Source organism: Streptococcus sp. 1001283B150225_161107_H12 (genome assembly GCF_015552665.1).
In the GTDB taxonomy this organism is placed as follows: Bacteria; Bacillota; Bacilli; order Lactobacillales; family Streptococcaceae; genus Streptococcus.
Genome location: NZ_JADNFC010000001.1, coordinates 345,621 through 367,204, shown reverse-complemented (window position 1 = coordinate 367,204; position 21,584 = coordinate 345,621). Strand labels below are relative to the sequence as shown.

General features: G+C 42.1%; 19 protein-coding genes. 4 read left to right on the top strand and 15 right to left on the bottom strand.

From position 1 onward, the window contains the following. Positions 1 to 15: 15 nt before the first annotated feature. From budA to I2C87_RS01640, 3 genes are all read right to left on the bottom strand, one after another. Positions 16 to 732, bottom strand: coding sequence for an acetolactate decarboxylase (gene budA / locus I2C87_RS01650; RefSeq protein WP_195323938.1), 717 nt, complete (start codon positions 730 to 732; stop codon positions 16 to 18). Between the two features lie 147 nt (positions 733 to 879). Then, on the bottom strand, positions 880 to 2,118 hold the full coding sequence (locus tag I2C87_RS01645; protein WP_195323742.1) for a tetratricopeptide repeat protein: 1,239 nt from the start codon (positions 2,116 to 2,118) through the stop codon (positions 880 to 882). Further along, positions 2,108 to 3,277 carry an AI-2E family transporter gene (locus I2C87_RS01640; protein WP_195323741.1) on the bottom strand — a complete coding sequence of 390 codons (1,170 nt, stop codon included), beginning with the start codon at positions 3,275 to 3,277 and terminating at the stop codon, positions 2,108 to 2,110. The genes I2C87_RS01645 and I2C87_RS01640 overlap by 11 nt, the downstream gene beginning before the upstream one ends. A gap of 177 nt (positions 3,278 to 3,454) precedes the next feature. Here I2C87_RS01640 and I2C87_RS01635 point away from each other — a divergent pair, with 177 nt between their 5' ends. Both I2C87_RS01635 and I2C87_RS01630 read left to right on the top strand, forming a co-directional pair. After that, positions 3,455 to 4,462, top strand: a complete 1,008-nt coding sequence (locus I2C87_RS01635; protein ID WP_195323740.1) for a lactonase family protein — start codon at positions 3,455 to 3,457, stop codon at positions 4,460 to 4,462. Between the two features lie 76 nt (positions 4,463 to 4,538). After that, on the top strand, positions 4,539 to 4,724 hold the full coding sequence (locus I2C87_RS01630; protein ID WP_195323739.1) for a hypothetical protein: 186 nt from the start codon (positions 4,539 to 4,541) through the stop codon (positions 4,722 to 4,724). A 102-nt stretch (positions 4,725 to 4,826) separates the two neighbouring features. Here I2C87_RS01630 and eno read toward each other — a convergent pair whose 3' ends face one another. Then, positions 4,827 to 6,131, bottom strand: a complete 1,305-nt coding sequence (gene eno, locus I2C87_RS01625) for a surface-displayed alpha-enolase (RefSeq protein ID WP_006597394.1) — start codon at positions 6,129 to 6,131, stop codon at positions 4,827 to 4,829. 186 nt (positions 6,132 to 6,317) lie between these two features. Between eno and I2C87_RS01620 the strand changes: the two genes are divergently transcribed. After that, a complete protein-coding gene (locus I2C87_RS01620; RefSeq protein ID WP_195323738.1) occupies positions 6,318 to 6,761 on the top strand; it encodes a DUF1694 domain-containing protein in 444 nt (147 codons plus the stop codon). 57 nt (positions 6,762 to 6,818) lie between these two features. On the opposite strand, the gene I2C87_RS01615 is transcribed toward I2C87_RS01620, so the two are convergent. From I2C87_RS01615 to I2C87_RS01580, 8 genes are all read right to left on the bottom strand, one after another. Then, entirely contained in the window at positions 6,819 to 7,937 is a 1,119-nt protein-coding gene (locus I2C87_RS01615; RefSeq protein ID WP_195323737.1) for a glycerate kinase, read from the bottom strand. Between the two features lie 91 nt (positions 7,938 to 8,028). Beyond that, positions 8,029 to 9,753 carry a septation ring formation regulator EzrA gene (gene ezrA, locus I2C87_RS01610; protein ID WP_006595947.1) on the bottom strand — a complete coding sequence of 575 codons (1,725 nt, stop codon included), beginning with the start codon at positions 9,751 to 9,753 and terminating at the stop codon, positions 8,029 to 8,031. An 86-nt stretch (positions 9,754 to 9,839) separates the two neighbouring features. Continuing rightward, a complete protein-coding gene (gyrB, locus tag I2C87_RS01605) occupies positions 9,840 to 11,789 on the bottom strand; it encodes a DNA topoisomerase (ATP-hydrolyzing) subunit B (RefSeq protein WP_195323736.1) in 1,950 nt (649 codons plus the stop codon). Between the two features lie 12 nt (positions 11,790 to 11,801). Next, the gene (locus I2C87_RS01600; RefSeq protein WP_229046085.1) at positions 11,802 to 12,365 is read right to left on the bottom strand and encodes an HAD-IA family hydrolase; all 564 of its coding nucleotides are present in this window, start codon (positions 12,363 to 12,365) and stop codon (positions 11,802 to 11,804) included. A 179-nt stretch (positions 12,366 to 12,544) separates the two neighbouring features. After that, positions 12,545 to 13,102 (bottom strand): DJ-1 family glyoxalase III, encoded by a 558-nt coding sequence (locus I2C87_RS01595; protein WP_195323735.1) that lies wholly within the window; start codon positions 13,100 to 13,102, stop codon positions 12,545 to 12,547. Position 13,103: 1 nt separating this feature from the next. Then, positions 13,104 to 14,348: an FtsW/RodA/SpoVE family cell cycle protein gene (locus I2C87_RS01590; RefSeq protein WP_195323734.1), complete on the bottom strand. Its 1,245-nt coding sequence runs from the start codon at positions 14,346 to 14,348 to the stop codon at positions 13,104 to 13,106. 16 nt (positions 14,349 to 14,364) lie between these two features. Beyond that, positions 14,365 to 15,372 carry a YeiH family protein gene (locus I2C87_RS01585; RefSeq protein ID WP_195323733.1) on the bottom strand — a complete coding sequence of 336 codons (1,008 nt, stop codon included), beginning with the start codon at positions 15,370 to 15,372 and terminating at the stop codon, positions 14,365 to 14,367. Position 15,373: 1 nt separating this feature from the next. Continuing rightward, the gene (locus tag I2C87_RS01580) at positions 15,374 to 17,833 is read right to left on the bottom strand and encodes a bifunctional DnaQ family exonuclease/ATP-dependent helicase (RefSeq protein ID WP_195323732.1); all 2,460 of its coding nucleotides are present in this window, start codon (positions 17,831 to 17,833) and stop codon (positions 15,374 to 15,376) included. Positions 17,834 to 17,991: 158 nt separating this feature from the next. Here I2C87_RS01580 and I2C87_RS01575 point away from each other — a divergent pair, with 158 nt between their 5' ends. Then, complete coding sequence (locus tag I2C87_RS01575; protein ID WP_195323731.1) at positions 17,992 to 18,633, top strand: MBL fold metallo-hydrolase; 642 nt, start codon at positions 17,992 to 17,994, stop codon at positions 18,631 to 18,633. A gap of 37 nt (positions 18,634 to 18,670) precedes the next feature. Here the strand turns inward: I2C87_RS01575 and ftsX are convergent, their stop codons facing one another. From ftsX to prfB, 3 genes are all read right to left on the bottom strand, one after another. After that, positions 18,671 to 19,597: a permease-like cell division protein FtsX gene (ftsX, locus tag I2C87_RS01570; RefSeq protein WP_048714915.1), complete on the bottom strand. Its 927-nt coding sequence runs from the start codon at positions 19,595 to 19,597 to the stop codon at positions 18,671 to 18,673. Next, positions 19,590 to 20,282, bottom strand: coding sequence for a cell division ATP-binding protein FtsE (ftsE, locus tag I2C87_RS01565; RefSeq protein WP_006595938.1), 693 nt, complete (start codon positions 20,280 to 20,282; stop codon positions 19,590 to 19,592). The genes ftsX and ftsE overlap by 8 nt, the downstream gene beginning before the upstream one ends. Positions 20,283 to 20,324: 42 nt before the next feature. Then, a protein-coding gene (gene prfB, locus I2C87_RS01560) for a peptide chain release factor 2 (RefSeq protein ID WP_195323730.1) occupies positions 20,325 to 21,420 on the bottom strand; the annotation gives its coding sequence in 2 pieces (ribosomal slippage) (positions 20,325 to 21,347 and positions 21,349 to 21,420; 1,095 coding nt in all). Between the last annotated feature and the right edge of the window lie 164 nt (positions 21,421 to 21,584).

Below are 21,584 nucleotides of genomic sequence, written 5' to 3'. Positions count from 1 at the left end.
CTCAGCCCTTTTGTTTTATTCTGATTTGTGGATATCCTCTTTGACCTGGTCAACGTTGAACTTGGCAAAGAGATACTGGCGGTCCTGGACAGGAAAGCGTTGGTCCAATTGGTCAATGGCTCCAACTTCAACGATGCCCTCTTTGATGACAAAATCCATAACATGCCCTCCGAAGGTATGGTCATCTGAGATAAAGTGAAGATGATAACCAGCCACGCTGACCCCATGAAACATCTCTGGCGTCCAAAAACCAACAATGGTTCCTGTAACATTTTCTCGTGTAAATTCTGGCTGATGGGTTGCTACATCTGCAAACTTGGTCTCCGAAGTTGATTTGGGAATCATGCGCACATGCATCTTGGAGAAATCACCGTGAATCTTAATCGAACGAAACAGATTTTCGCCATCGTAATAAGATTCAATGCGAGCCTCTAATTCCTCATCCGTCATTTCAAAGCGTTGCCGAAAAATCACTTCGGCCTGGTGGGGAACAATGGCCGCATAGGGGACGGTCGCATCTGGAGCAACTTCCACAATCTCTGGTTCCTCTCCTGAACCCTTTGCTTGATAAGCCTTACCATCTAAGACAATCAATTCGCCATCGATTGAGTCCAAGGTCCCAATTCCTAAATCTCCATGCTCCAGTAATTCTTTAATGGTAAAGGATCCCCCATAGAGACCTGCCATCAAAGCCCCCAAGGTATTGTATTGAAACAATTTCACCGGTTCCATTTTTTCTCCCTCATTCATCTTGTCTTCTTTTTAGCCCTTCCAGTATACCATATTCTCAAGGACAATAACAGAAAGACTGATTAAAAAAGAGCGGGCCAGAACTATGATACATACTTGTTCGGATCCCGCTCCACCTGGGTCATTTAATTATTCTTCTAGCAGACTCTCATAGAAAGCTTGCATTTGCCCATCATCTGGCACTAACTGCAAATAGCCTTCTGCCACTTCCCGGGCTTTTGCAATATCCCCCAACTCTCTCAAGAGGTAGCTATAGCTTTCTAAGAACTCTGGATTTTCTTTCAAATCTGGGTAGAGCTCTTCATAGATTGGATCTGCTTTTTCAACCTCTTCGAGTGCTACCAAGGCACGAGCGATATTCCAGCGGGTGACCACATTCTCCACTTCTACTTCCTGCCATTCAAGGACGTCTTCATAGCGTTCCTGTTCCAAATAAAGGGTAGTTAGGCGAAGGGCGATATCTTCGAGGTCCTCAGCCACTTCTTTGGCTTCTAACAGATAGTTTTCTGCCTTTTCTGGCTGGTGCAACTCGTAGGCCAACTGGGAAGCTAGAAGGAGGAGATAAGCGTCAAAAGGATTCTTCTGGATCCCTTGCTCTGCGATCGCTAGCGCTGTTTCTCGGTCATTCTCAGCTTGTAGAGCCAAGGCATAGCCATATTCATATCCCTCAAAGTCTGGTGACAGCGTGTCAATCTGCTTGAAGTAGATCAGCGCCCGTTGATACTCTTCTCTGTCATAGAGAAGGGTTGCCAATTCAAAGGCAATCTGGTCATCAAACTCGATTTCCAAGGCCTTTTCTAAAAACTCAATGGCAGCCTCAAACCGACCTAGATTCGCATAGGCATAGCCGATCCGCTGATAAGTGGAAATGCCTGTTTCTTCTAAAATGAGACGGTTGTCTAATTGAGCATATTCTTGAATGGCTTCTTGGTAATTTTCGAGATCCAGATCAATCTCTGCCAAGCCCAGCTGAATGATCGGATCATCTGAAAGCGTCGCTGCTTCCATCAGCTTTTCCCGAGCCACATCAGCAAGCCCCTCACTTTGGTAGAGATCTGCCTTGACTAGGAGACTGGCTAGATACCATTCCGAACTTTCAGGGATTTCTTCCAAATAAGCAAAGGCTTCTTCCATTAGACCATCCTCGGCTACAATGGTCGCTAGACTCAGATAAACCTCTGGATAATCATCTCTTAGATGCAAGTAGGTTTGCTTGGCTTCAGGATAAAAACCGATACTTTCAAAATACTGGCCCAATTCTAACAAGGTTGCTGGATCGTCTTCTAGCAAAGCCTTCTCCAAATAAGCCGGCAAGCGATCTAGCTCTTGTTTCTCAATTGCTTCTAGAATTTTTTGACTATTCTTCACGTTGAATTTCCTCAATTTCGTCCTTTTCGTACAAGCCACTGACATCTTTGTACCACTCAAATAGAGCACTGATGACTACTTTAGCTGAAGCGTAAACTGGGATTCCTAAGAAGACTCCCCAGATTCCAAACATAGAACCTGAAGTAATCAATACAAACAGAATCGTGATTGGGTGGATATTGAGCTGACTACCCAAGACAAGTGGAGAAACGAAACGTCCCTCGATAGTTTGCTCAACAATAAAGACAATGACGACTTTAACAAACATCTCTGGTCCTGCTACCAAGCCTAAAACTAAGGCTGGGAGCATAGCCAAGAAACTCCCCAAGTATGGAATCAAGTTCAGGAAACCAGCGGTTACACCAAGTGTCACAGCATAACGAAGCCCAATAATCTTAAACAATAGAATGAACATCAAAGCTACGATGATGGCAACAGTGATCTGACCTCTGACATAATTGGCTAATTGTGTATTGACATCAGACAGCACCTTGCCTGCTGATTCACGAATCTTGGTTGGTAAGAAGCGGATGATCTGCCCTTTCAGGTTCTTTCCATCTCTCAAGAGATAGAAGACGATGAACGGCATGATAATTAAAGCGATAATGACCTGAGAGGCGACCGCAATCAGATTGCTGACCCAGTTGACTGCACGGGCAGAGAAGGAACTCGCCCAACTGGTAATATTCTCTGACAACTGGCTGGTCCATTCATCCAGTTGAGGCTTGATTTCTGGCGACACTTTGTTGTCTAAGAAATCATCAATGGTCATATTGGCCTTTTCCAAGTAATCTGGCAGATTCTTCATAAAACTGAGCACCTGACGCTGAATGGCTGGAATAGCGACGGCCAAGCCCCATAAAATGAGAAGGGCAATCAAGATGAAGACGATGGAAATCGCAATAATCCGCTTAACCCGATGCCTTTCCAAAAAGTCAACAATTGGATTTAACAAATAATAGAGGAGCCCAGAAATAATGACGGGCAGCATGACCGCTGCTCCAAACTCTAACAGGGGTGTAAAAATAAAACTAATCTTGCTCAGAACTAAAATATTTAATCCCATTAGCAAGGCTACTAGGAAAACAGTAATGGCCTTATTATCAACAAACCATTTAAAAAACCAGGATAAACTAAAATCTTTTTCTTTATGTTCCACAGGAATCTCCTTCGTTTTCAATCTGTTTTTATTTTAGCATTTTTAGTCTATAATTTCACGATATAGCCAAAGGTGAGGTACTTTTTGTTCCTGAACTCCTCAATCCTTCACCTAATCGTTTTCCATCCCCTTCTTTTCTGATATAATGGAGCTATCAACAAAGTCGAGGTGCATGTAATGCAAGATATTTATTTCGGAACCTATACCAAACGCGACTCCAAAGGAATTTACAAAGCTTCCTTCGATGAAAGAACTGGTCAGCTTAGCGACTTACAACTAGTTGCTCAAGAGCCAAATCCAACCTATCTCGCTTTTTCAAAAGCTGGTTTCTTATACAGTGTGGGAGCCGAAGAGGGTCTTGGTGGCATTGCGAGCTTTAGCCCTGACCACCAGTTGATTAATCACGTGGTAGATGAAGGAGCCCCCCTTTGTTATGTCTCTGTCGATGAAGCGCGTGGGTTGGTCTATGGAGCTAACTACCACAAGGGACAAGTCCTCTCTTATCGCATCCATGAGGATGGGCATTTGACCTTTGTCGATCAAGCGACTCATCAGGGTTCTGGACCTCACGAAAACCAATCCAGTCCCCATGTTCACTATGCAGATCTCACTCCTGATAAACTGCTTATCACTTGTGATTTGGGAACTGACCAAGTCGTGGTCTATCAAGTCGATGATTTTGGAAAACTGACAGAAGCTCAAACCTACCAAACTGCTCCAGGTGCTGGTCCGCGTCACATCATTTTCCATTCTCATTATAAGACGGCCTACCTGATTAATGAACTAAGCGCCACCATCGATGTCCTTTTCTATGATGGACTTGGCTACTTTGAACATTTCCAAACCATCTCCACCCTACCAGAAGAATATGAAGGTCAAAAATGGGCTGCTGCTATTCGCCTCTCCGAGGATGGGAAATTCCTCTATGCCTCAAATCGAGCTCATAATTCCATTGCAGTCTATGAAATCTTGGCAGATGGTAGCCTAGTGCTTCTTGAAATTGTTCCAACCAATGGTCTCAATCCGCGTGATTTCATTCTTAGTCCAGACCAAGAATACCTCATTGCTGTCCATCAAGATTCAGACAATGCTACTGTTTTTAAACGCGACAAGGCGAGTGGTAGATTGACTGAATTAAGCCATGATTTCTACGTACCAGAGGCAGTTTGCGTCCTCTTCAACTAAGAATCAAAACGCTTGCTAGTTTGGTTGAAAAATGATTAAATAGTGATATTAATAAATAGTTTATAGGAGAAAACTCATGAACCCAATGGATTTGTTTAACCAAGTCAAAGAAATGATCGAAAAGAAAGATTTCAATGCTGCTAAAAAATTCATCGATGACAACAAGGATAACCTTGGTGACTACTTAGAACAAGCGAAAGCACTTGTCGCTGGAAACGATCTAGTCAGCGGTGCTGTAGATAAAATCAAAGGCTTGTTCTAATAAAACGATTCCTCAACTAGATAGTTGAGGATTTTTTGTTTGGCCCGATAACAAAAAGATCCTTAAGAAAACTCAAGGATCTTTTATATCTAGTTAACTAGATTATTTTTTAAGGTTGTAGAATGATTTCAATCCACGGTATTCAGCTACTTCACCAAGTTGGTCTTCGATACGAAGCAATTGGTTGTATTTAGCGATACGGTCTGTACGTGAAAGTGAACCAGTCTTGATTTGTCCTGCGTTTGTTGCAACTGCGATGTCAGCGATTGTTGAATCTTCAGTTTCACCTGAACGGTGTGATACAACAGCAGTGTAACCAGCTTCTTTAGCCATTTCGATAGCTTCGAAAGTTTCAGTAAGTGTACCGATTTGGTTAACTTTGATAAGGATTGAGTTAGCAGCACCTTCTTGGATACCACGTGCAAGGTAGTCAGTGTTAGTTACGAAGAAGTCGTCACCAACCAATTGAACTTTCTTACCAAGACGTTCAGTAAGAGCTTTCCAACCTTCCCAGTCGTTTTCATCCATACCATCTTCGATAGTGATGATTGGGTATTTGTTAACCAATTCTTCAAGGTAGTCGATTTGTTCTGCAGATGTACGAACAGCAGCGCCTTCACCTTCGAATTTAGTGTAGTCGTAGACTTTACGTTCTTTATCGTAGAATTCTGATGATGCACAGTCAAATCCGATGAATACGTCTTTACCTGGTACATATCCAGCAGCTTCGATCGCAGCAAGGATAGTTTCAACACCATCTTCAGTTCCTTCGAAACGAGGAGCGAATCCACCTTCGTCACCTACGGCAGTTTCCAAACCACGTGATTTAAGGATTTTCTTAAGAGCGTGGAAGATTTCAGCACCGTAACGAAGAGCTTCTTTAAATGTAGGTGCACCAACTGGCAAGATCATAAACTCTTGGAAAGCAATTGGAGCATCTGAGTGAGAACCACCGTTGATGATGTTCATCATTGGAGTTGGAAGAACTTTAGTGTTGAATCCACCAAGGTAGCTGTAAAGTGGGATTTCAAGGTAGTCAGCAGCAGCACGAGCTACAGCAATAGACACACCAAGGATTGCGTTCGCACCCAATTTACCTTTGTTAGGAGTACCGTCAAGAGCGATCATTGCACGGTCAATAGCTTGTTGATCACGAACATCGTAACCGATGATTGCTTCAGCAATGATGTTGTTTACATTGTCAACAGCTTTTTGAGTTCCAAGACCACCGTAACGAGATTTGTCACCGTCGCGAAGTTCAACTGCTTCGTGTTCACCAGTAGAAGCTCCAGATGGAACCATACCACGTCCGAAAGCACCTGATTCAGTATAAACTTCTACTTCAAGTGTTGGGTTACCGCGTGAGTCTAGGACTTCGCGAGCGTAAACATCAGTAATAATTGACATTTCTTACTCTCCTTTGAGTTTAAATTTTTTACACTTCTATGATACCTTAAAAATACGCGTTTTTCAAGAAAAAACGTTATCTTTGTGCAGATTTTCCTTAACTTTATCAAGAAATCGCTTTCTTTTTGTTTGGAACAGCCTTTATTCGTTTGGCATTTTCAACCTAAAGTATGATATACTATTCTTATGACTGATCTATCTAAAGAAATTATGGAAAAGGCTAACGGTGGCCTAAAATTAAATCCTGATGAACAGCGTCGCTTTCTAGGTACGTTTGAAGAGCGCGTTCTAGGATATGCCGATTTAAAAACAAGCAATAGCCCTCAGCTTCAGAAGGGCTTTTTGAAGGTGCTGAAAAGCTTGAATGAACAAGCTAACCCTCTCTTTGTAAAGATTTCTCCAAATGTTGATTCTAGCGTGCAGTTGAGCTATCTAAAACAAGCAAAAGAATTTGGTTGCCAGGCGACTATTGTTTCGGAGGAGCACGACTCCTCTCCTTTTGGGCTCGTGATTCATACAGATGCACCAGTGACCACTACTGACAAGAACCTCCGAACTGCTTTTTCGGATCTCTGGGATGAAGAAAAGAAGCCGACCAAACCTTCTCTTTGGAAAAAATGGTTTGGTTGATCAGAGCTGTCCCTTAGACATTTTATTAGTATTAAACATTAGATGGAAAAAAGCGGTTTAACCGCTTTTTTCTATGCTTAATAGATTTCCGATATTTCTAGCTGTAAAGAGAAGATTTTCCCTCACATCCTTCAGAAGTTGCTCTAAACTATCGGGATGTTTCGTAATAGAAAAGGAACCGACTATATTTTCAAATGGGAGACTTGGTAAATCATCTGCAAGACTACCACAAATGGCTATTACTGGGATCCCCTTTGGGGTTCGTCTCGCAACCCCTATCGGAGCTTTTCCGGATAGACTCTGATGATCCAGTCGCCCTTCACCGACAATGACCAAGTCTGCATTAGCTACTTTGGAGTCAAAGTCAATCAAATCTAAACAGCTATCAATCCCTGATACCAGTCTTGCTTGCGCGAAGGCACAGAGTCCAGCAGCAAGACCTCCACCAGCTCCCATCCCTGCTTGAGTCAAAATACTTGGACAATGCTTTTCGTAAAAGCTGTTAATAGCTTGATCCACTTGTTCAAACATATTGGGACTGAGCCCCTTTTGTTTTCCAAAAATATAGGTCGCACCATCTAGTCCACATAAGGGATTGGATACATCTGCTAAGATCTGTATCTGGACATCATCTGGGATCTTGAACGCTTCCTCTTTACGGATGGAATCCCATTCTAAAAGACTTTGTCCACAGGCCTTTAATTCTCTTCCTACTCTATCATAGAATTGGTAACCTAGTCCTGCTGCAAGTCCCAGGCCCCCATCATTGGTCGCGGTTCCTCCAACCCCGATATAAATCTCCTTTTTTCCCTGTTTGATTAAAAAACAAATCAGTTCACCAATTCCTCGGGTCTCTAGGTCAAGTGGACGGCGTTGATCAACTGGAATTTTTCCTAAACCGATCAAGTCGGCTACTTCAAAGAGAGCCAAAGAATCCTTCTCCATATACCGCATTTCTACCGGCTCTCCAAATGGACCTGTGACAAGGGTAAAAGTTTCCTTCAATCCCAATGAGTAGCTGATGGCATCCACTGTCCCTTCCCCACCATCTCCAACAGGACAGGTGACCAGTTCTACATCGAGGAGAGACTGACGCAAGCCTTCTGCAATAATTTCCGCTACATCTTTCGCAGGTAAGCTTTCTTTGAATGAATCTGGAGCAATTAAAACTTTCATGGACTCATCTCCTTTTTCTATCCTTCCCTTTCCCATCACAGCTTCATTTCCATAAAAAAACATCCAGGAATATTCTCCTGGATGTTTTAGATTAGAATCGGATGGATTCTCTTGTTTTTTCAAATGAGGTAACAAATCTCTCTGTTACTCCTGGTTCAACTGTTTCCAATGCTTCTGAAATGACTTTGAATGAAGCAGGATAGTCATACTCTTTTTCAAAGATGTACAAGGCTTCATCAAACGCTGCTTGGACATGATCGTCGAATGAACGATAGCGATTTGAGTATTGAAGCAACTGCTCTGTTAGAGTAGCATATTGTACTAATTTGTAGGTTTCTTCCTCTAACTCTGTCATATCGTTGGTCAAAATATCCAGGAGACGGTTGGCGTTTTCAATATTGACACGACGACCTTCTAACTCAGCCAAGAGAGCTTCTGTGTTATCACTTGCAGTGAAGAAGATAGTAAGGAAGGATTGAGGAATTCCAGGTAAGTTACGCTTATCCATGTAACGCTTAATGGCATGTAAACGATTTGCGTAGATATTTACCTTTTGACGAGCATTGGTGTCGTCTTTCTCAATCTTAGACAAGGTTTCGCTCAATGCAATTTGATCATCTTCAATCTCTTTCAGACGTTCTTCAATCGCTTCTAACTCTTCTTGAAGGATAGAGTAGGCTTTTTGAGTTTCAGATGTATCCTTCAAGGCATCTTCTACAACGAGCTCTTGAGCTGTTAATTCAGCTTCTAACTCCTTCAAATGATTTTCCTTGAGTTCTTTGCTTTCAAATGTTTTGCTGAGACGTTCAACTTCTTCTGCTAAACGCTTGTTATTTTCCTTCGCATGGGCAAGGTAACCTGGTAAGGCTTTGACCAATTTTTCAACAACTTTGTGTGATTCAATTTCACGAGTGAAAATATCATACAAGGCGTTGATTTCTTCTTGAATCTGCTCATTTTCATAGAGCGCATTATCTAATTCAAGAGCAGCAACATTTTGTAGGTTGGCTTTCAAAGCTGCATGCAATTGTTGGAAACGTGCTTCCAAATCAGTCTCTGTAAAATGATAACCAGATTCCAAAAGTTTGCGATGACCAGCTTCCAAATCTTCCAATTGATCAGGAAGAGTTGTTTGGACATCCTTCACAATTGCAGGAACTTTTTCAACAATATGCGTCAAGGCTACAATGTGGTTTTCAGCTGTATCCAAAATTTCTGCAGCTTCAACAGGGTCACCAGATGAATTCAAGGTTACAAATTTTGAAAACTCAACTTGAATATTTTCAGCTTGCTTCTCGATTTCGGGAAGTGCTGGGCCGTATGCGTCTGGATCAGAAGCTACTTGTCTTTGCAAGTTTTCAAACATATCCAAGGCATGAACAACCCGACCGCTATTCTTTTCTTCTTTTTCTTTTAATTCAGATAAAGCTTGACGGATGGCCTTGATATCTTCATCAATCAATTGAACCTGACTCTCAATATTTCCAATTGCTTGCTTGGCTTTTAAAAAGCGGAAAGAATTGTTGTAGCCTTCTGCTTCAAAGAGGTTGTTCTCGATATCAGCAAAAGAATTGAGGGATAGGTCCACCCATTTTTGATTCCATTCACGAAATGCAACTTGACTTTGACCAATCAAATGCATATTCTTCACTTCTTCTACTTCATCATTTACCGGAAGGTTATACAACTGTTCTTTTCGTTCTTCCAGAGATGCCAGTAAGGCTTCGTTACGCTTTCTCAATAAGACTGCCACTACATATCCTAAAACCAAGAGGACCCCAATGACAATAATGAGAATAATTAGTCCACTAGACATATAAAAACTCCTTCATTAAATTACTTGAAAGTAATCGTAGTTATTATATCATAAATATTCGAATAATTGGCAAATATCGCAGAATTTTATACATCAAGTGTACTATATTCGGCATTTTCTTCGATAAATTCACGACGAGGTTCTACTCGATCCCCCATAAGCATATCAAAGATTTTATCTGCTTCTGCTGCATCATCAACTGTCACACGCGCCATGAGGCGATGTTCTGGGTTCATCGTTGTTTCCCAGAGCTGATGATCATCCATCTCACCCAAACCTTTGTATCGTTGAATCGTTGGTTTGGAACGACCTTCAGAATAGCGCTCCAAGGCTTCAGCCAATTCTGCTTCTTGGTTGGCTCCTGGTTGGATGTATTCTTTGATTTCACTACCGACTTTTACACCATAGATTGGTGGTTGGGCGATGTAAACATAGCCTGCCTCCAAAACTGGTTTCATATAGCGATAGATCAAGGTCAAGAGGAGGGTTCGAATATGAGCTCCATCGACATCGGCATCTGTCATGATGACTAATTTTTGATAACGGGCTTTTGATACATCAAATTCTGCACCAAAACCAGTTCCCATAGCTGTGAAAAGACTACGAATTTCTTCGTTGGCTAAAATCTTATCCATGCTGGCCTTTTCCACGTTGAGGATTTTCCCTCGAATAGGGAGAATCGCCTGGAACTCGCGGTTTCGACCTGATTTAGCAGATCCTCCGGCAGAGTCTCCTTCGACGATGAAGAGTTCTGTCTCAGCTGGATTGTTAGATGAACAGTCTGCTAATTTACCAGGAAGGTTTGAGATTTCTAAACCAGATTTCTTACGGGTGACTTCACGGGCGCGCTTAGCAGCAACACGTGCTTTGGCAGCCAAAATTCCCTTTTCGACAATTTTCTTGGCAATCTGCGGATTTTCCAACAAGAAATCAGAGAAGGCATCGCTGAACAAGCGGTTGGTAATCTTCACCACTTCAGAGTTTCCAAGTTTGGTCTTGGTTTGTCCTTCAAACTGTGGATTTGGGTGTTTGACAGAAATCACTGCTGTCAACCCTTCCCGGACATCTTCCCCTGTTAGATTTTCTTCATTGTCCTTGAGAAGCTTATTCTTACGCGCATAATCGTTGATAACACGGGTCAAAGCTGTACGGAAACCTTGTTCATGAGTCCCCCCTTCATGGGTATGGATGTTATTGGCAAAACTCATGACGGTTTCGTGATAACCAGTCGTGTACTGCATGGCTACTTCAACCGTGATATCATCCAATTCTCCATCGGTATAAATCGGAGTTTCAAAGATGACATCCTTGTTTTCGTTGATGTATTCTACATAACTAGCAATCCCACCCTCATAGTGGTAGTCTTTCGTTTGCTCCTGCCCTTCACGCTTGTCCGTGATCGAGATCCGTAAGCCACGGTTCAAGAAGGCTAATTCTTGAATCCGTTTGTTCAACTTGTCAAAGTCAAATTCAGTGGTTTCTGTGAAAATCTCTGGGTCTGGAGTAAAATGAACGGTTGTACCAGTTCGATCAGTTTCACCGATCACTTCAAGATCTGCAACGACTTGCCCACGTTTGTATTCTTGGTAATGAATTTGGCCATTCTTATGGACGTGAACATCTAACTGAGTCGACAAGGCATTTACGACGGATGATCCAACTCCATGGAGTCCACCTGAAACCTTGTACCCACCACCGCCAAATTTTCCTCCCGCATGGAGAACGGTAAAGACAGTTTCAACCGCTGGACGACCCGTTTTTTCTTGAATGTCAACCGGAATCCCCCGTCCATCATCGACGACTGTAATCGAATTATCCTCTTCGATAAAGACTTCGATATGGCTAGCAAAGCCTGCAAGGGCCTCATCGATTGAGTTATCGACGATTTCCCAGACCAAATGGTGAAGACCTTCTTTAGAAGTGGATCCAATATACATCCCCGGACGCATCCGAACTGCTTCTAAACCTTCTAAAACCTGAATCTGACTAGCATCATATTCTTGACCAGTCGTTTCTTGCTTCAATTCTTCTGTCATTCTTTCCCTTTTCTAATTAAAAATATAGGCACTTAATTGATCCATTGAGTCGAACAAATAGGTCGCCATGCCAGCTCTCTGACCAGCTTCGATATCAATCGGGCGATCTCCAATCACCAATCCAGACTCAATCGCATACTTGTCTTTTATATACAACATGGAAGTAGGATCTGGTTTACGTGGAAAACCATCATCAGCTGTCACAACTTCTGTAAAGTAATGACGAATACCTGTTTTTTCTAAGATGGTCTCTACATGATGGTCACGGTGAGAAACCAAAAAATGACGGGCTCCGACTGCTGTTAGACGATGCAATAACTCCTCAGTCCCCTCGAATAAGCAGGGGATTTCAAGAGCTTCTTTCTCTCGCTGTTTATACTCTCCCAAAAAGTCTGGAAGGTCTGAGGCAAACTGCTGAACAGCATAATCCGTGGAAACCTTTAAAGCTGCATAAACGGAATCATGATCAGCCTCCCTTTGGAAATACTGTAAGGTCGCTACAAAAGCTTTTGTAGAGGTCTCATAATTGTCCAATAAAGTCCCACCAAGATCCCATATAAAATCATGATAATCCATAGCTTCAATTATACCATAATTTTCAAAAAATTGCTTGTAAAGTCAATGTTTTCACGGTTTTTTTACAGTCATCTCCCACCTGTTTTACTTTCATTCAAAAAGCATTTATATTTTGACAAAACTAGCCTATAAAAAAATGAAGACAGGAATTTTCCTACCTTCATTTTTCTTCTCAACAACTAAAGGGCCGATGTTCCAAAAACATCTTGATAGAGCATCCCTTCTCTCAATGCTGTGGCATCTCCTCCAAAATGGTTGACCAGTGCATAGGAAAAAGCAAGTGCTGTCGCAGGACCCCGACTGGTCAAGATGTGACCATCCTGAACCACTGCTTCCTTCACATAATGCTCTCTTCCAATTTCTTTTTCGAAGCCATCATAGCAGGTATAGCGTTTTTCATCAAGTAGTCCAGCTCGTTCCAACACAATCGGAGCTGCACAAATAGCTGCTAGACTTTTTCCTTGTTCATGGGCTTCTTTTAAAGACTGGATCAAGCCCTCATGGTCGCGTAGATTTGCTGCTCCCGGCATCCCTCCTGGAAGGACAATGCCATCAAAATGATCCAACGAACCGGACCAGACCTCATCTACCTTCACTGTGATCCCATGGGAACCTGTCACTTCTGGATCAAATCCAACCATCAAACACTCGATTGCTGCTCTTCGCAAGACATCGACAACGGTCAAGGCTTCGATTTCCTCGAAACCATTTGCTAACATCACTGCTACTTTTGTCATATCAAATTATTCCTTTCTCGTGTAGTCGACTGAGTTGTTTTTGTCTCAAGAGTCGACTTTCTTTTTTCCGTTCTTCACTCACCCGGTTTTGATGGCTCATGGATAACAATAAGCCAATCCCAATGAGGTTACTTACAATAGCGGATCCTCCTTGTGAGATAAAAGGCAAGGGGATTCCAGTGAGAGGCAAGATCCCCGTCACCGCCCCAATATTCTCAAATATGTGGAAGACCAACATCATGATGAAACCAGTTGAGATATAGGTGTAGAATTGGTTATTGGATTTCAAGGTAATACGCAACATCTTATAAACTAGAAACATGTATAAGAGAAGAAGACCCAATCCTCCTACAAATCCAAAATCTTCCGCGATGACCGTAAAAATCATATCACTCTCCCTGACAGGGATCAATAGATTGGACACATTAAATCCTTGGCCCAATAGACCACCGCTTGCAATGGCCAGCTGTCCCTGAGCCTGTTGGAAGGTCATGGTTTGTGCATAATCAAAAGGATTCAACCAGGCTAAAATACGGTTCATCTGATAGGTGGGCATCCCTAGAGTTTGATGGAGAAAGGCCCGCCCACCGTCGGATAGAAAGACGGCCAAAAAGAGAGCAATTCCACCTGCGAGGGTCAAAAAGACTGGTAAAATGATTTTCCAAGAGACCCCTGAAATAAGGACTACTCCTGAGAAGATAGCCATAAATACCAAGGAGGTTCCAAAATCATGTTGAAAGGCTAGAAGCCCTAGGACCGGTATGGTATAGGCAGCAATTTGGAGAATGAGAAAAAAGTCTTTTTTTAGCGTCCGATTTTCTTCTCTATTGTTTCGTAAAAAATGAACAATCGCACGAGAGACCATCAAAATATAAGAAATTTTCATAAATTCTGATGGCTGAAAGAGGCTGATCCCCTTGTAGGCCACCCAGTTTTTAGAACCGGTCGAAGCAACCAGGTTTGGGTTGTAAAAATAAAGGGGCAAGACCATTAAGACCAAGCCAAAGACATACAAATAGGGCGTTACTTTCCATAAAAATTCTGTATTAAAGAGCATAACGACAAAACTAATCATACATCCTAAAACAATCCAAGCAACCTGTTGGCCTAAAATAGACCAAACCAAGTCAGGATAATCATTCGAAACTGCAATGTAGACTGCCACCACTCCAAATGCCAATAATAACAGAACAGTGGTGATCAAGGAGAAATCTCCTCTAAGTTTGAAAGACTGACGTCTCTTCATTTCATCTCCCTTTCATTTAGATTCTTAAAACGTGTTGAAGTAGCAAACTAGAAATGGATACAGCTAGCCAGGCCACAAGGCCGATGAGGAGAGGAGCAACCCCCTGCTTACGGAAGGCCTGAATAGACACTTGACTTCCAATGCCAACCAAGGCCATGGCCATCAAATATTGTGACAACCATTTACAGAAGGGAATCCAAGAACTTGGAAACCAGCCAAAGGACGTCACTAAAGAAGCCAAAAGGAAGTAAAAAATAAACCAAGGAACAATTTTACTCAATTTCACTTGCTTCCCTTCTCGATCCTGTTTCGACCGTCCTAGAAGTTTTAGTCCCAACATCCCAAAACAGATTGGAATTATCATCAAAGCTCGGGTCAACTTCACAACCGTAGCCACTTCACCCGCTGCTTTACTATAGGAAAATGCGGCCGCTACAACAGATGAGGTATCATTAATGGCCGTTCCTGCCCAAAAACCAAATTGCCGATCCGTCATAGCAAGGAGGTGACCAAAGAAAGGAAAAAGGAAAACCGCTAGGATATTAAAGAAAAAGATGGTCGACATGGACAGAGCAATGTCATTTTCATCAGCTTCTAGAATAGGAGAGGCTGCCGCGATTGCAGATCCTCCACAAATAGCTGTCCCCATTCCAACCAAGGCTGTTAAGATCTTTGGAGCTTTTAAGAGGTAGCCCATTACAAAAGCAGTGAGAAAGGCAATACTGATGGTCGGTAAACTAATGACCAAAGAAGACAGGCCCAATTGGGTCACCTTTTGAAAGGACAAGGTAAAGCCCATTAAGATAATGGAATATTGCAAGAGTTTTTTCCCAGAATAGGCTAGACCCGGCCTACTATTTTGAGGCAAGAGTTGGCTAGCATTCAAAAGGATGCCACATAGGATAGCAAAGAGACTAGAGCCAATGATAGGTACTGCTTTTCCTAACACCATAGATAGTCCTGCTGTGAGAGCGGCTAGCAAGACACCGGGAACATACTGAGTTCCATTGGGTTTTTGATTCATGTTAACTCCTAAATTGTTCAACAACTTCTTTTACTTCTCCTGTCTTAGCAATGACAAGAGGAGCTATTTTCTCTAAACTAGCTTGGATCTGCGAGCCATATTGACGGTTTAATAAGCGTTGATCTAATAAAATAACTAGAGATTCTTGCTCGCTCGAACGACTCGAGCGTCCAAGAGCCTGCTTTAAGCGTAAAATAGCTAGTGGCAAACTATAATCATAGAAAGGATTTTTCCCTTCAAGACGCAAGGCTTCATGTAGCTTTTGTACGAAGAAATCACTTGGATTATCAAAAGGGATGCGAGGAATGACTTGAATGATTTTTGCTTGCTGGGCAAAATCGACTCCCTCCCAAAAACTACCGGATCCTAAAAGGACAGAAGCTTCCCCTCTATCAAATCGCCGTTTAATATTTGCCGCTTCGCCATTTTTATACTGAGCCAGATGGCTCACTGTCATCTGATGTGAAGTCGCTAGAAGCAAGTCTTTGGACGTAAACAAGGCAAAGAGAGGCAAGCCAGTAGCTGCTAGCTCATCCAAATATCCTGCTAAAGAGATAGCTAATTCCTCTTGAGTCAGGTTGGTTAAATCAGGAAATTCTCGATCGATGAAGATGGTTTGACCTTGATGATAGGATAGTTCTTTCCCGATGAATTGGTAGTTCTCAATTCCTAAAATCGAAGCTAGATTGACCTTTTTACTAATCGATAAGGTAGCTGAGACCAAGAGAAGTCTGGTAGTTGTTGGAATAAAGTCTTGAAGGGAAACCAAGCCCTCTCTTCCAGACTGCAAGCGAATTATCGGATGCTGATTCTCTTGTGTACGATCAATCCAAAAAATTTGAAAACGAGGATCAAAGACCATTTTTAATGCAGCCAAGACTGGACTATCTAGTTCAGATAAATCCTGTCGAATTTTTTTCACCTGTTCCGCTGTTAGTTCGACCTTTCTGCTACCCGATTCAAGATGTTTGAGTAGAGCATTCAATTCAAATTGGAGACTTTCAAGGATCCGTCGTTTCAACAAGGATTTTTCTATTTCAATCTCCCGTTGCAGATCTAGCATGAAATCCGATAAGGATAAGGAAGCCCTTGAAAACTGCTCCAATGAAAAATAAAGTTTTTGTGCTTCATCCACCACTAGAGTCCGATTTTCTACTAGAGAAGGATCATCCTCTAATCGAGTCAATAAATAGGCATGATTGGTGAGCAAGACTCGACTCATTTTGGCTTTTTCTTGACCGAGACGCCAAAAATCTTCTGTGTAAAATAAAGATTTTTTTGATAGCTTCCCATCATGACGGATTCGTTGAACAAAATTCCCGTAACGATGGAGCTGTCCCACTTCGTTTAGATCACCCGTCCTTGTTTGGGTCAACCAGACTAGCAATTGCATTTTGAACCGATTCCAGAGGCGATTTTCCTCCGGTTCATGCAAGATTCGAAAGAACTCATCCAGTTTTAAATAATTTTGAGGACTCTTTAGGCTATGAAAAGAAGTCTGAAAAACGTCCTCAATCGTCTTAGCTTCCTTTTGCATGATTTGGTCTTGTAAGACCTTGGTTGGAACACTGACAACAATCTGGTCCCTTGTATGCGCTAGTAAGGGAAGGAGGTAGCCATAGGTTTTTCCAATCCCAGTAGGTCCCTCGATAAAGGTTGCTACTTCTCTGGAAGACTGAAGACTTTCTTCAATTGACTGGGCAAACTCTTGCTGCAAGGGACGGGGTTCCATGCCCATTAACTGGATATTAATAGCAAACTGATCAGAAAAATTCTTGGCATCTCTTTTGATCAGAGGCTTACGAAGAAAAATCCCATGGTGAGATGTCAAGTCCTCTTTATGAAAAGCTCCCGCATCCTCGAATGCATCCTCTATCAAGAGTCTCGACTCGTAAATCAGATTATCAGAAAATGATAGCAAGGTTTCCACCAATTCCCTTGGTAAGGAAGCAATCGTTTCACGAAGCTTAAGAAATAGCTGGGCGGTTGCTTGCGCATCAGAAATAGCTGAGTGAGCATGGTCTAGAGGAATCGCCAATTCTTCACACAGGCTACTTAAATTGTATCTTTCTAGTGTTGGGAAAAAGACTTGGGCCAATTCAACCGTATCGATCCGGGGGGTTATGAGCTCAAACCCTTCCCAAAACAATGATTCTGCCAAGAGATTGGCATCAAATTTAACATTATGAGCCACAAAGACAGCATCTTCAATCAGTTCGTATACTTGTCTGGCCACCTGTGAAAAGTCAGGGGCCTTCCTGAGTTGCTGATTGGTAATCCCAGTCAGTTGACGAATATGTTCGTCTAGTTCCTCATGCGGATTGACATCAGTCTCATAGGTCTCTACAATCTGCCCATCTTGAATGATGACAATCCCGATTTGAATAATTTTTGCATTGCTGCTTGCACTGGTCGCTTCCAGGTCCACGACAGCATATTTTCTTTTAACATTCGTCGTCATAGCACTTAAAATTATATCATTTTCCGACTCGCTTTGCTTGGTATTTTATGACATTGAAAGGACCAAATCCAGCCAAGCGACGATTCTTCGGTTTCTAGAGGCGTTTTAGTCAGCTATTTTACAATATTTTTGATAGACTAATAGAGAAAGGAGCTCTTATGAAAATCCACCGCATTGTCAATCCCATCGCTTATGAAAACACCTACTTGCTTGAAAACAAGGACTATCTTCTGGTCGTTGATCCCGGGAGTGCTTGGGAACAAATTCGCAGTCGCATCGATCAACTCGCAAAACCAATTGCTGCTATTCTCCTCACCCATACCCACTACGACCATATCATGAGCTTAGAAAGAGTTCGTGAAACATACGACCATCCACCTGTATATGTAGATGCTCATGAAGCAGCCTGGCTTCAAAGTCCTGTGGACAATCTTTCCGGACTAGACCGCCATTCTGATTTAACGGATGTGGTCTGCCAGCCAGCCGAAGAGCATTTTGAATACCGAACAGATTATCATTTGAAGAACTTCCATTTTTATGTTCTTCACACACCAGGACATTCCATCGGAGGGGTCTCCTTGGTCTTTCCTGATGACCACCTTGTCTTGACAGGAGATGCCCTTTTCCGAGAAACTATTGGACGGACCGATTTGCCGACAGGAAGTGGACCCCAACTCCTTGAAAGTATTGAGACACAATTGCTCACTCTTCCATCTTCTTATGCAGTATACCCAGGACATGGAAATGATACCACTATCGGTCATGAAAAAATGTTTAATCCCTTCTTTCGAAATCGATAAAAAGGAAGTTCTTTTGAACTTCCTTTTTTGTATAATCTTAAATCTTCAAGAAACGTCTCATTGAAATAGATGAGCCAAGTGCTCCAATTAAAATACCGAGACCAAACAGTCCTCCGACCATAATCGGAACAAGAAGGTTTGGACTATATAAGAACAATTTCTGATCTTGTAGGGTATTGTACATGGACTTGTAGACAATATTATAAACATAATAAAGCAAGAGAGCTGGTGGAATTGCACCAATCAAGCCAATCCAGGCACCTTCTAGAAGGAATGGCGCACGAATATAGCCACTCTTAGCACCTACAAGACGCATAATCTTGATTTCTCGACTTCGTGAAATAATGGTAATCCGAATCGTATTAGAAATCAAGAAGACTGCGATAAAGATTAGTAAAGCGGCACCAATCAGGCCCCAGATACGGATGAAGTTCCCGAGAGCAAAGAGACGTTGAGTATCAACTCCCCCATCTTTTACTTCAGACACCCCTTCGATTTTCTTAGCGGCCTTGGAAACTTCTTTTACATACTTAGGAGCCGTTGTCTCTACAAAATAGGCATCATAGAGTGGATTGGCATCGCCGTCAAAAATTTTCCAGTTGTTACCGGCAGTCTTGATCAAGTTTTCATATTGTTCTTCCTTGCTGGAGAACTCAACTTTATCAACATTCTTCATGGCTGTCAACGCATTATAGACTTTCTTGTAGTCCTCATTATCAACCATCTGGCCTTCTTTTTCAATCTGCTGGCTTTGATCTTGGATATCCTTACGCATATAGACAACAATCCGTACACTATTTTGAATATCATCTGATAGCTTGATCGTATTCGCAATAACTGAGGCAAAAATCGCTACAAGTCCAAGTGTAATCATCACCGAACTAACCGCAGCAATGGTCATCCAGCCATTCCGTTTTAAACTTTTAAATGATTCAATGAGATGGCGGAAAAATCTTCTAATCATCGTATCCGTACTCTCCTTCCGCTTCATCCCGTACAACACGGCCATTTTCAATGGCGATAACACGGTGACGAAGTGTATTTACAATTTGGCTATTATGGGTCGCCATCAAAACAGTGGTACCTTGCAAATTAATTCGCTCTAAGAGGTTCATAATTTCCCAAGAGTTATCTGGGTCCAAGTTCCCTGTTGGTTCGTCCGCAATCAATACTTTAGGATTGTTGACGATGGCACGCGCGATAGCGATCCGTTGTTGTTCACCACCTGAAAGCTCATTTGGGAATGAACGAACCTTGTGTTTCAAACCAACAAGGTCTAAAACTTCCATTACGCGTTTTTTAATGTTGCGACGACGCTCTCCGATTACTTCCATTGCGTAGGCAATATTTTCATAAACGGTCTTTTTAGGAAGCAATTTGTAGTCTTGGAAGACTACCCCAACGTTCCGACGCAACATCGGAATATCACGTTTTTTGATTTTATCTAAATCAAAACCAGCAACTTTCAAGCTACCTTTATCATGCTTCACCTCACGGTAAAGCAAGCGAATAAAGGTTGATTTACCTGCACCAGAAGGTCCTACAATATAGGCAAATTCTCCTGGTTCAATATGAACGGTCACTCCTCGAAGAGCTGTCGTTCCGTTGTCATACTTTTTGACAACATCTTTCATTTCAATCATTGACATGTATTGAAAATTCCTTTCCACATTTTATATAGAAGGAGGACTTTAATTGAGACGCCATTTTAAATAGGCATCAATAAAGCCATCAATATCTCCGTCCATTACTTTATCAACTTGGGCCACTTCATAGCTTGTACGGTGATCCTTCACCATGGTATATGGTGTAAAGACGTAAGAGCGAATCTGACTTCCCCAGGTGATTTCTTTTTTATCACCTTTTAAGGAATCCACTTCAGCTGCCTTCTTTTCTTGCTCCAATTGATAAAGTTTCGCCTGCAACATTTTCATTGCACGGTCACGGTTTCCGTACTGAGTCCGGTCAACCGTCGAAGCAACCACAATCCCTGTTGGGATGTGAGTCAAACGAACACCTGTAGAAACCTTGTTGACATTTTGTCCACCAGCTCCACCCGAACGGAAGGTATCCATCTTGATATCATCATCTCGGACTTCCACTTCAATGGTATCATCCAATTCTGGCATGACTTCAACTGATGTGAAGGAAGTATGGCGACGTTTAGCTGAGTCGAATGGCGAGATCCGTACCAAACGGTGAACGCCCATTTCAGATTTCAACAAGCCATAGGCATGCGGTCCTTCGAAAGACAAGGTAACGGATTTAATCCCAGCCTCGTCTCCTGCCTGGTAGTCCAAGACTTCCACCTTGAAACCATGAGAATTTCCGAAGCGGGTATACATCCGAAGAAGCATATCTCCCCAGTCCTGAGCCTCAGTACCACCAGATCCCGGATGGATTTCCAAGATTGCATTATTATTATCATAGGGTTCTGATAAGAGAAGCGTCATCTCATAACTGGTCATCATCTTATCCAACTCTGTCAACTTCTCTTCTAGCTCTTCGTGAACGGATTCATCTTCTGAGAGAAACTCAAGAAGGATTTCGGATTCATCAAACAAGTCTGTCATTTGATGGAAATTCTCATAGGTTTGTTTCAACTCATTTAATTCCTGGGACGTTTTTTGCGCCGCAATATTATCATCCCAAAAATCAGGTTCTGTCATTTTGTTTTCCAAAATGGCAATTTCTTCTTCCAGACCCTCTAAGTCAAAGAGACCCCCTGAAAGAAGCTAATTTTTCACGATTCGCGTCAATTTTCTGACGGATTTCTGAAATATCCATAAGTACCTCTTTCTAAGTATCAGTCTATTATACCACAAACCCCGTCATTTGCACATAGTAAGAGATAGTAAGGATGGTTTACCCTACAAAAATCGCATAAAACCAGGTCGTTGTCACCTCCCTTGTTACATAATTGTTAGATTTGTTACATGTTGGTTACCTTC

What these genes read in the sequence shown, in the direction of transcription:
- budA (WP_195323938.1), bottom strand. Translation starts at nt 732, where the DNA reads ATGGAACCGGTGAAATTGTTTCAATACAATACCTTGGGGGCTTTGATG.
- I2C87_RS01635 (WP_195323740.1), top strand. Translation starts at nt 3,455, where the DNA reads ATGCAAGATATTTATTTCGGAACCTATACCAAACGCGACTCCAAAGGA.
- I2C87_RS01630 (WP_195323739.1), top strand. Translation starts at nt 4,539, where the DNA reads ATGAACCCAATGGATTTGTTTAACCAAGTCAAAGAAATGATCGAAAAG.
- eno (WP_006597394.1), bottom strand. Translation starts at nt 6,131, where the DNA reads ATGTCAATTATTACTGATGTTTACGCTCGCGAAGTCCTAGACTCACGC.
- I2C87_RS01620 (WP_195323738.1), top strand. Translation starts at nt 6,318, where the DNA reads ATGACTGATCTATCTAAAGAAATTATGGAAAAGGCTAACGGTGGCCTA.
- I2C87_RS01615 (WP_195323737.1), bottom strand. Translation starts at nt 7,937, where the DNA reads ATGAAAGTTTTAATTGCTCCAGATTCATTCAAAGAAAGCTTACCTGCG.
- ezrA (WP_006595947.1), bottom strand. Translation starts at nt 9,753, where the DNA reads ATGTCTAGTGGACTAATTATTCTCATTATTGTCATTGGGGTCCTCTTG.
- gyrB (WP_195323736.1), bottom strand. Translation starts at nt 11,789, where the DNA reads ATGACAGAAGAATTGAAGCAAGAAACGACTGGTCAAGAATATGATGCT.
- I2C87_RS01600 (WP_229046085.1), bottom strand. Translation starts at nt 12,365, where the DNA reads ATGGATTATCATGATTTTATATGGGATCTTGGTGGGACTTTATTGGAC.
- I2C87_RS01595 (WP_195323735.1), bottom strand. Translation starts at nt 13,102, where the DNA reads ATGACAAAAGTAGCAGTGATGTTAGCAAATGGTTTCGAGGAAATCGAA.
- I2C87_RS01590 (WP_195323734.1), bottom strand. Translation starts at nt 14,348, where the DNA reads ATGAAGAGACGTCAGTCTTTCAAACTTAGAGGAGATTTCTCCTTGATC.
- I2C87_RS01585 (WP_195323733.1), bottom strand. Translation starts at nt 15,372, where the DNA reads ATGAATCAAAAACCCAATGGAACTCAGTATGTTCCCGGTGTCTTGCTA.
- I2C87_RS01580 (WP_195323732.1), bottom strand. Translation starts at nt 17,833, where the DNA reads ATGACGACGAATGTTAAAAGAAAATATGCTGTCGTGGACCTGGAAGCG.
- I2C87_RS01575 (WP_195323731.1), top strand. Translation starts at nt 17,992, where the DNA reads ATGAAAATCCACCGCATTGTCAATCCCATCGCTTATGAAAACACCTAC.
- ftsX (WP_048714915.1), bottom strand. Translation starts at nt 19,597, where the DNA reads ATGATTAGAAGATTTTTCCGCCATCTCATTGAATCATTTAAAAGTTTA.
- ftsE (WP_006595938.1), bottom strand. Translation starts at nt 20,282, where the DNA reads ATGTCAATGATTGAAATGAAAGATGTTGTCAAAAAGTATGACAACGGA.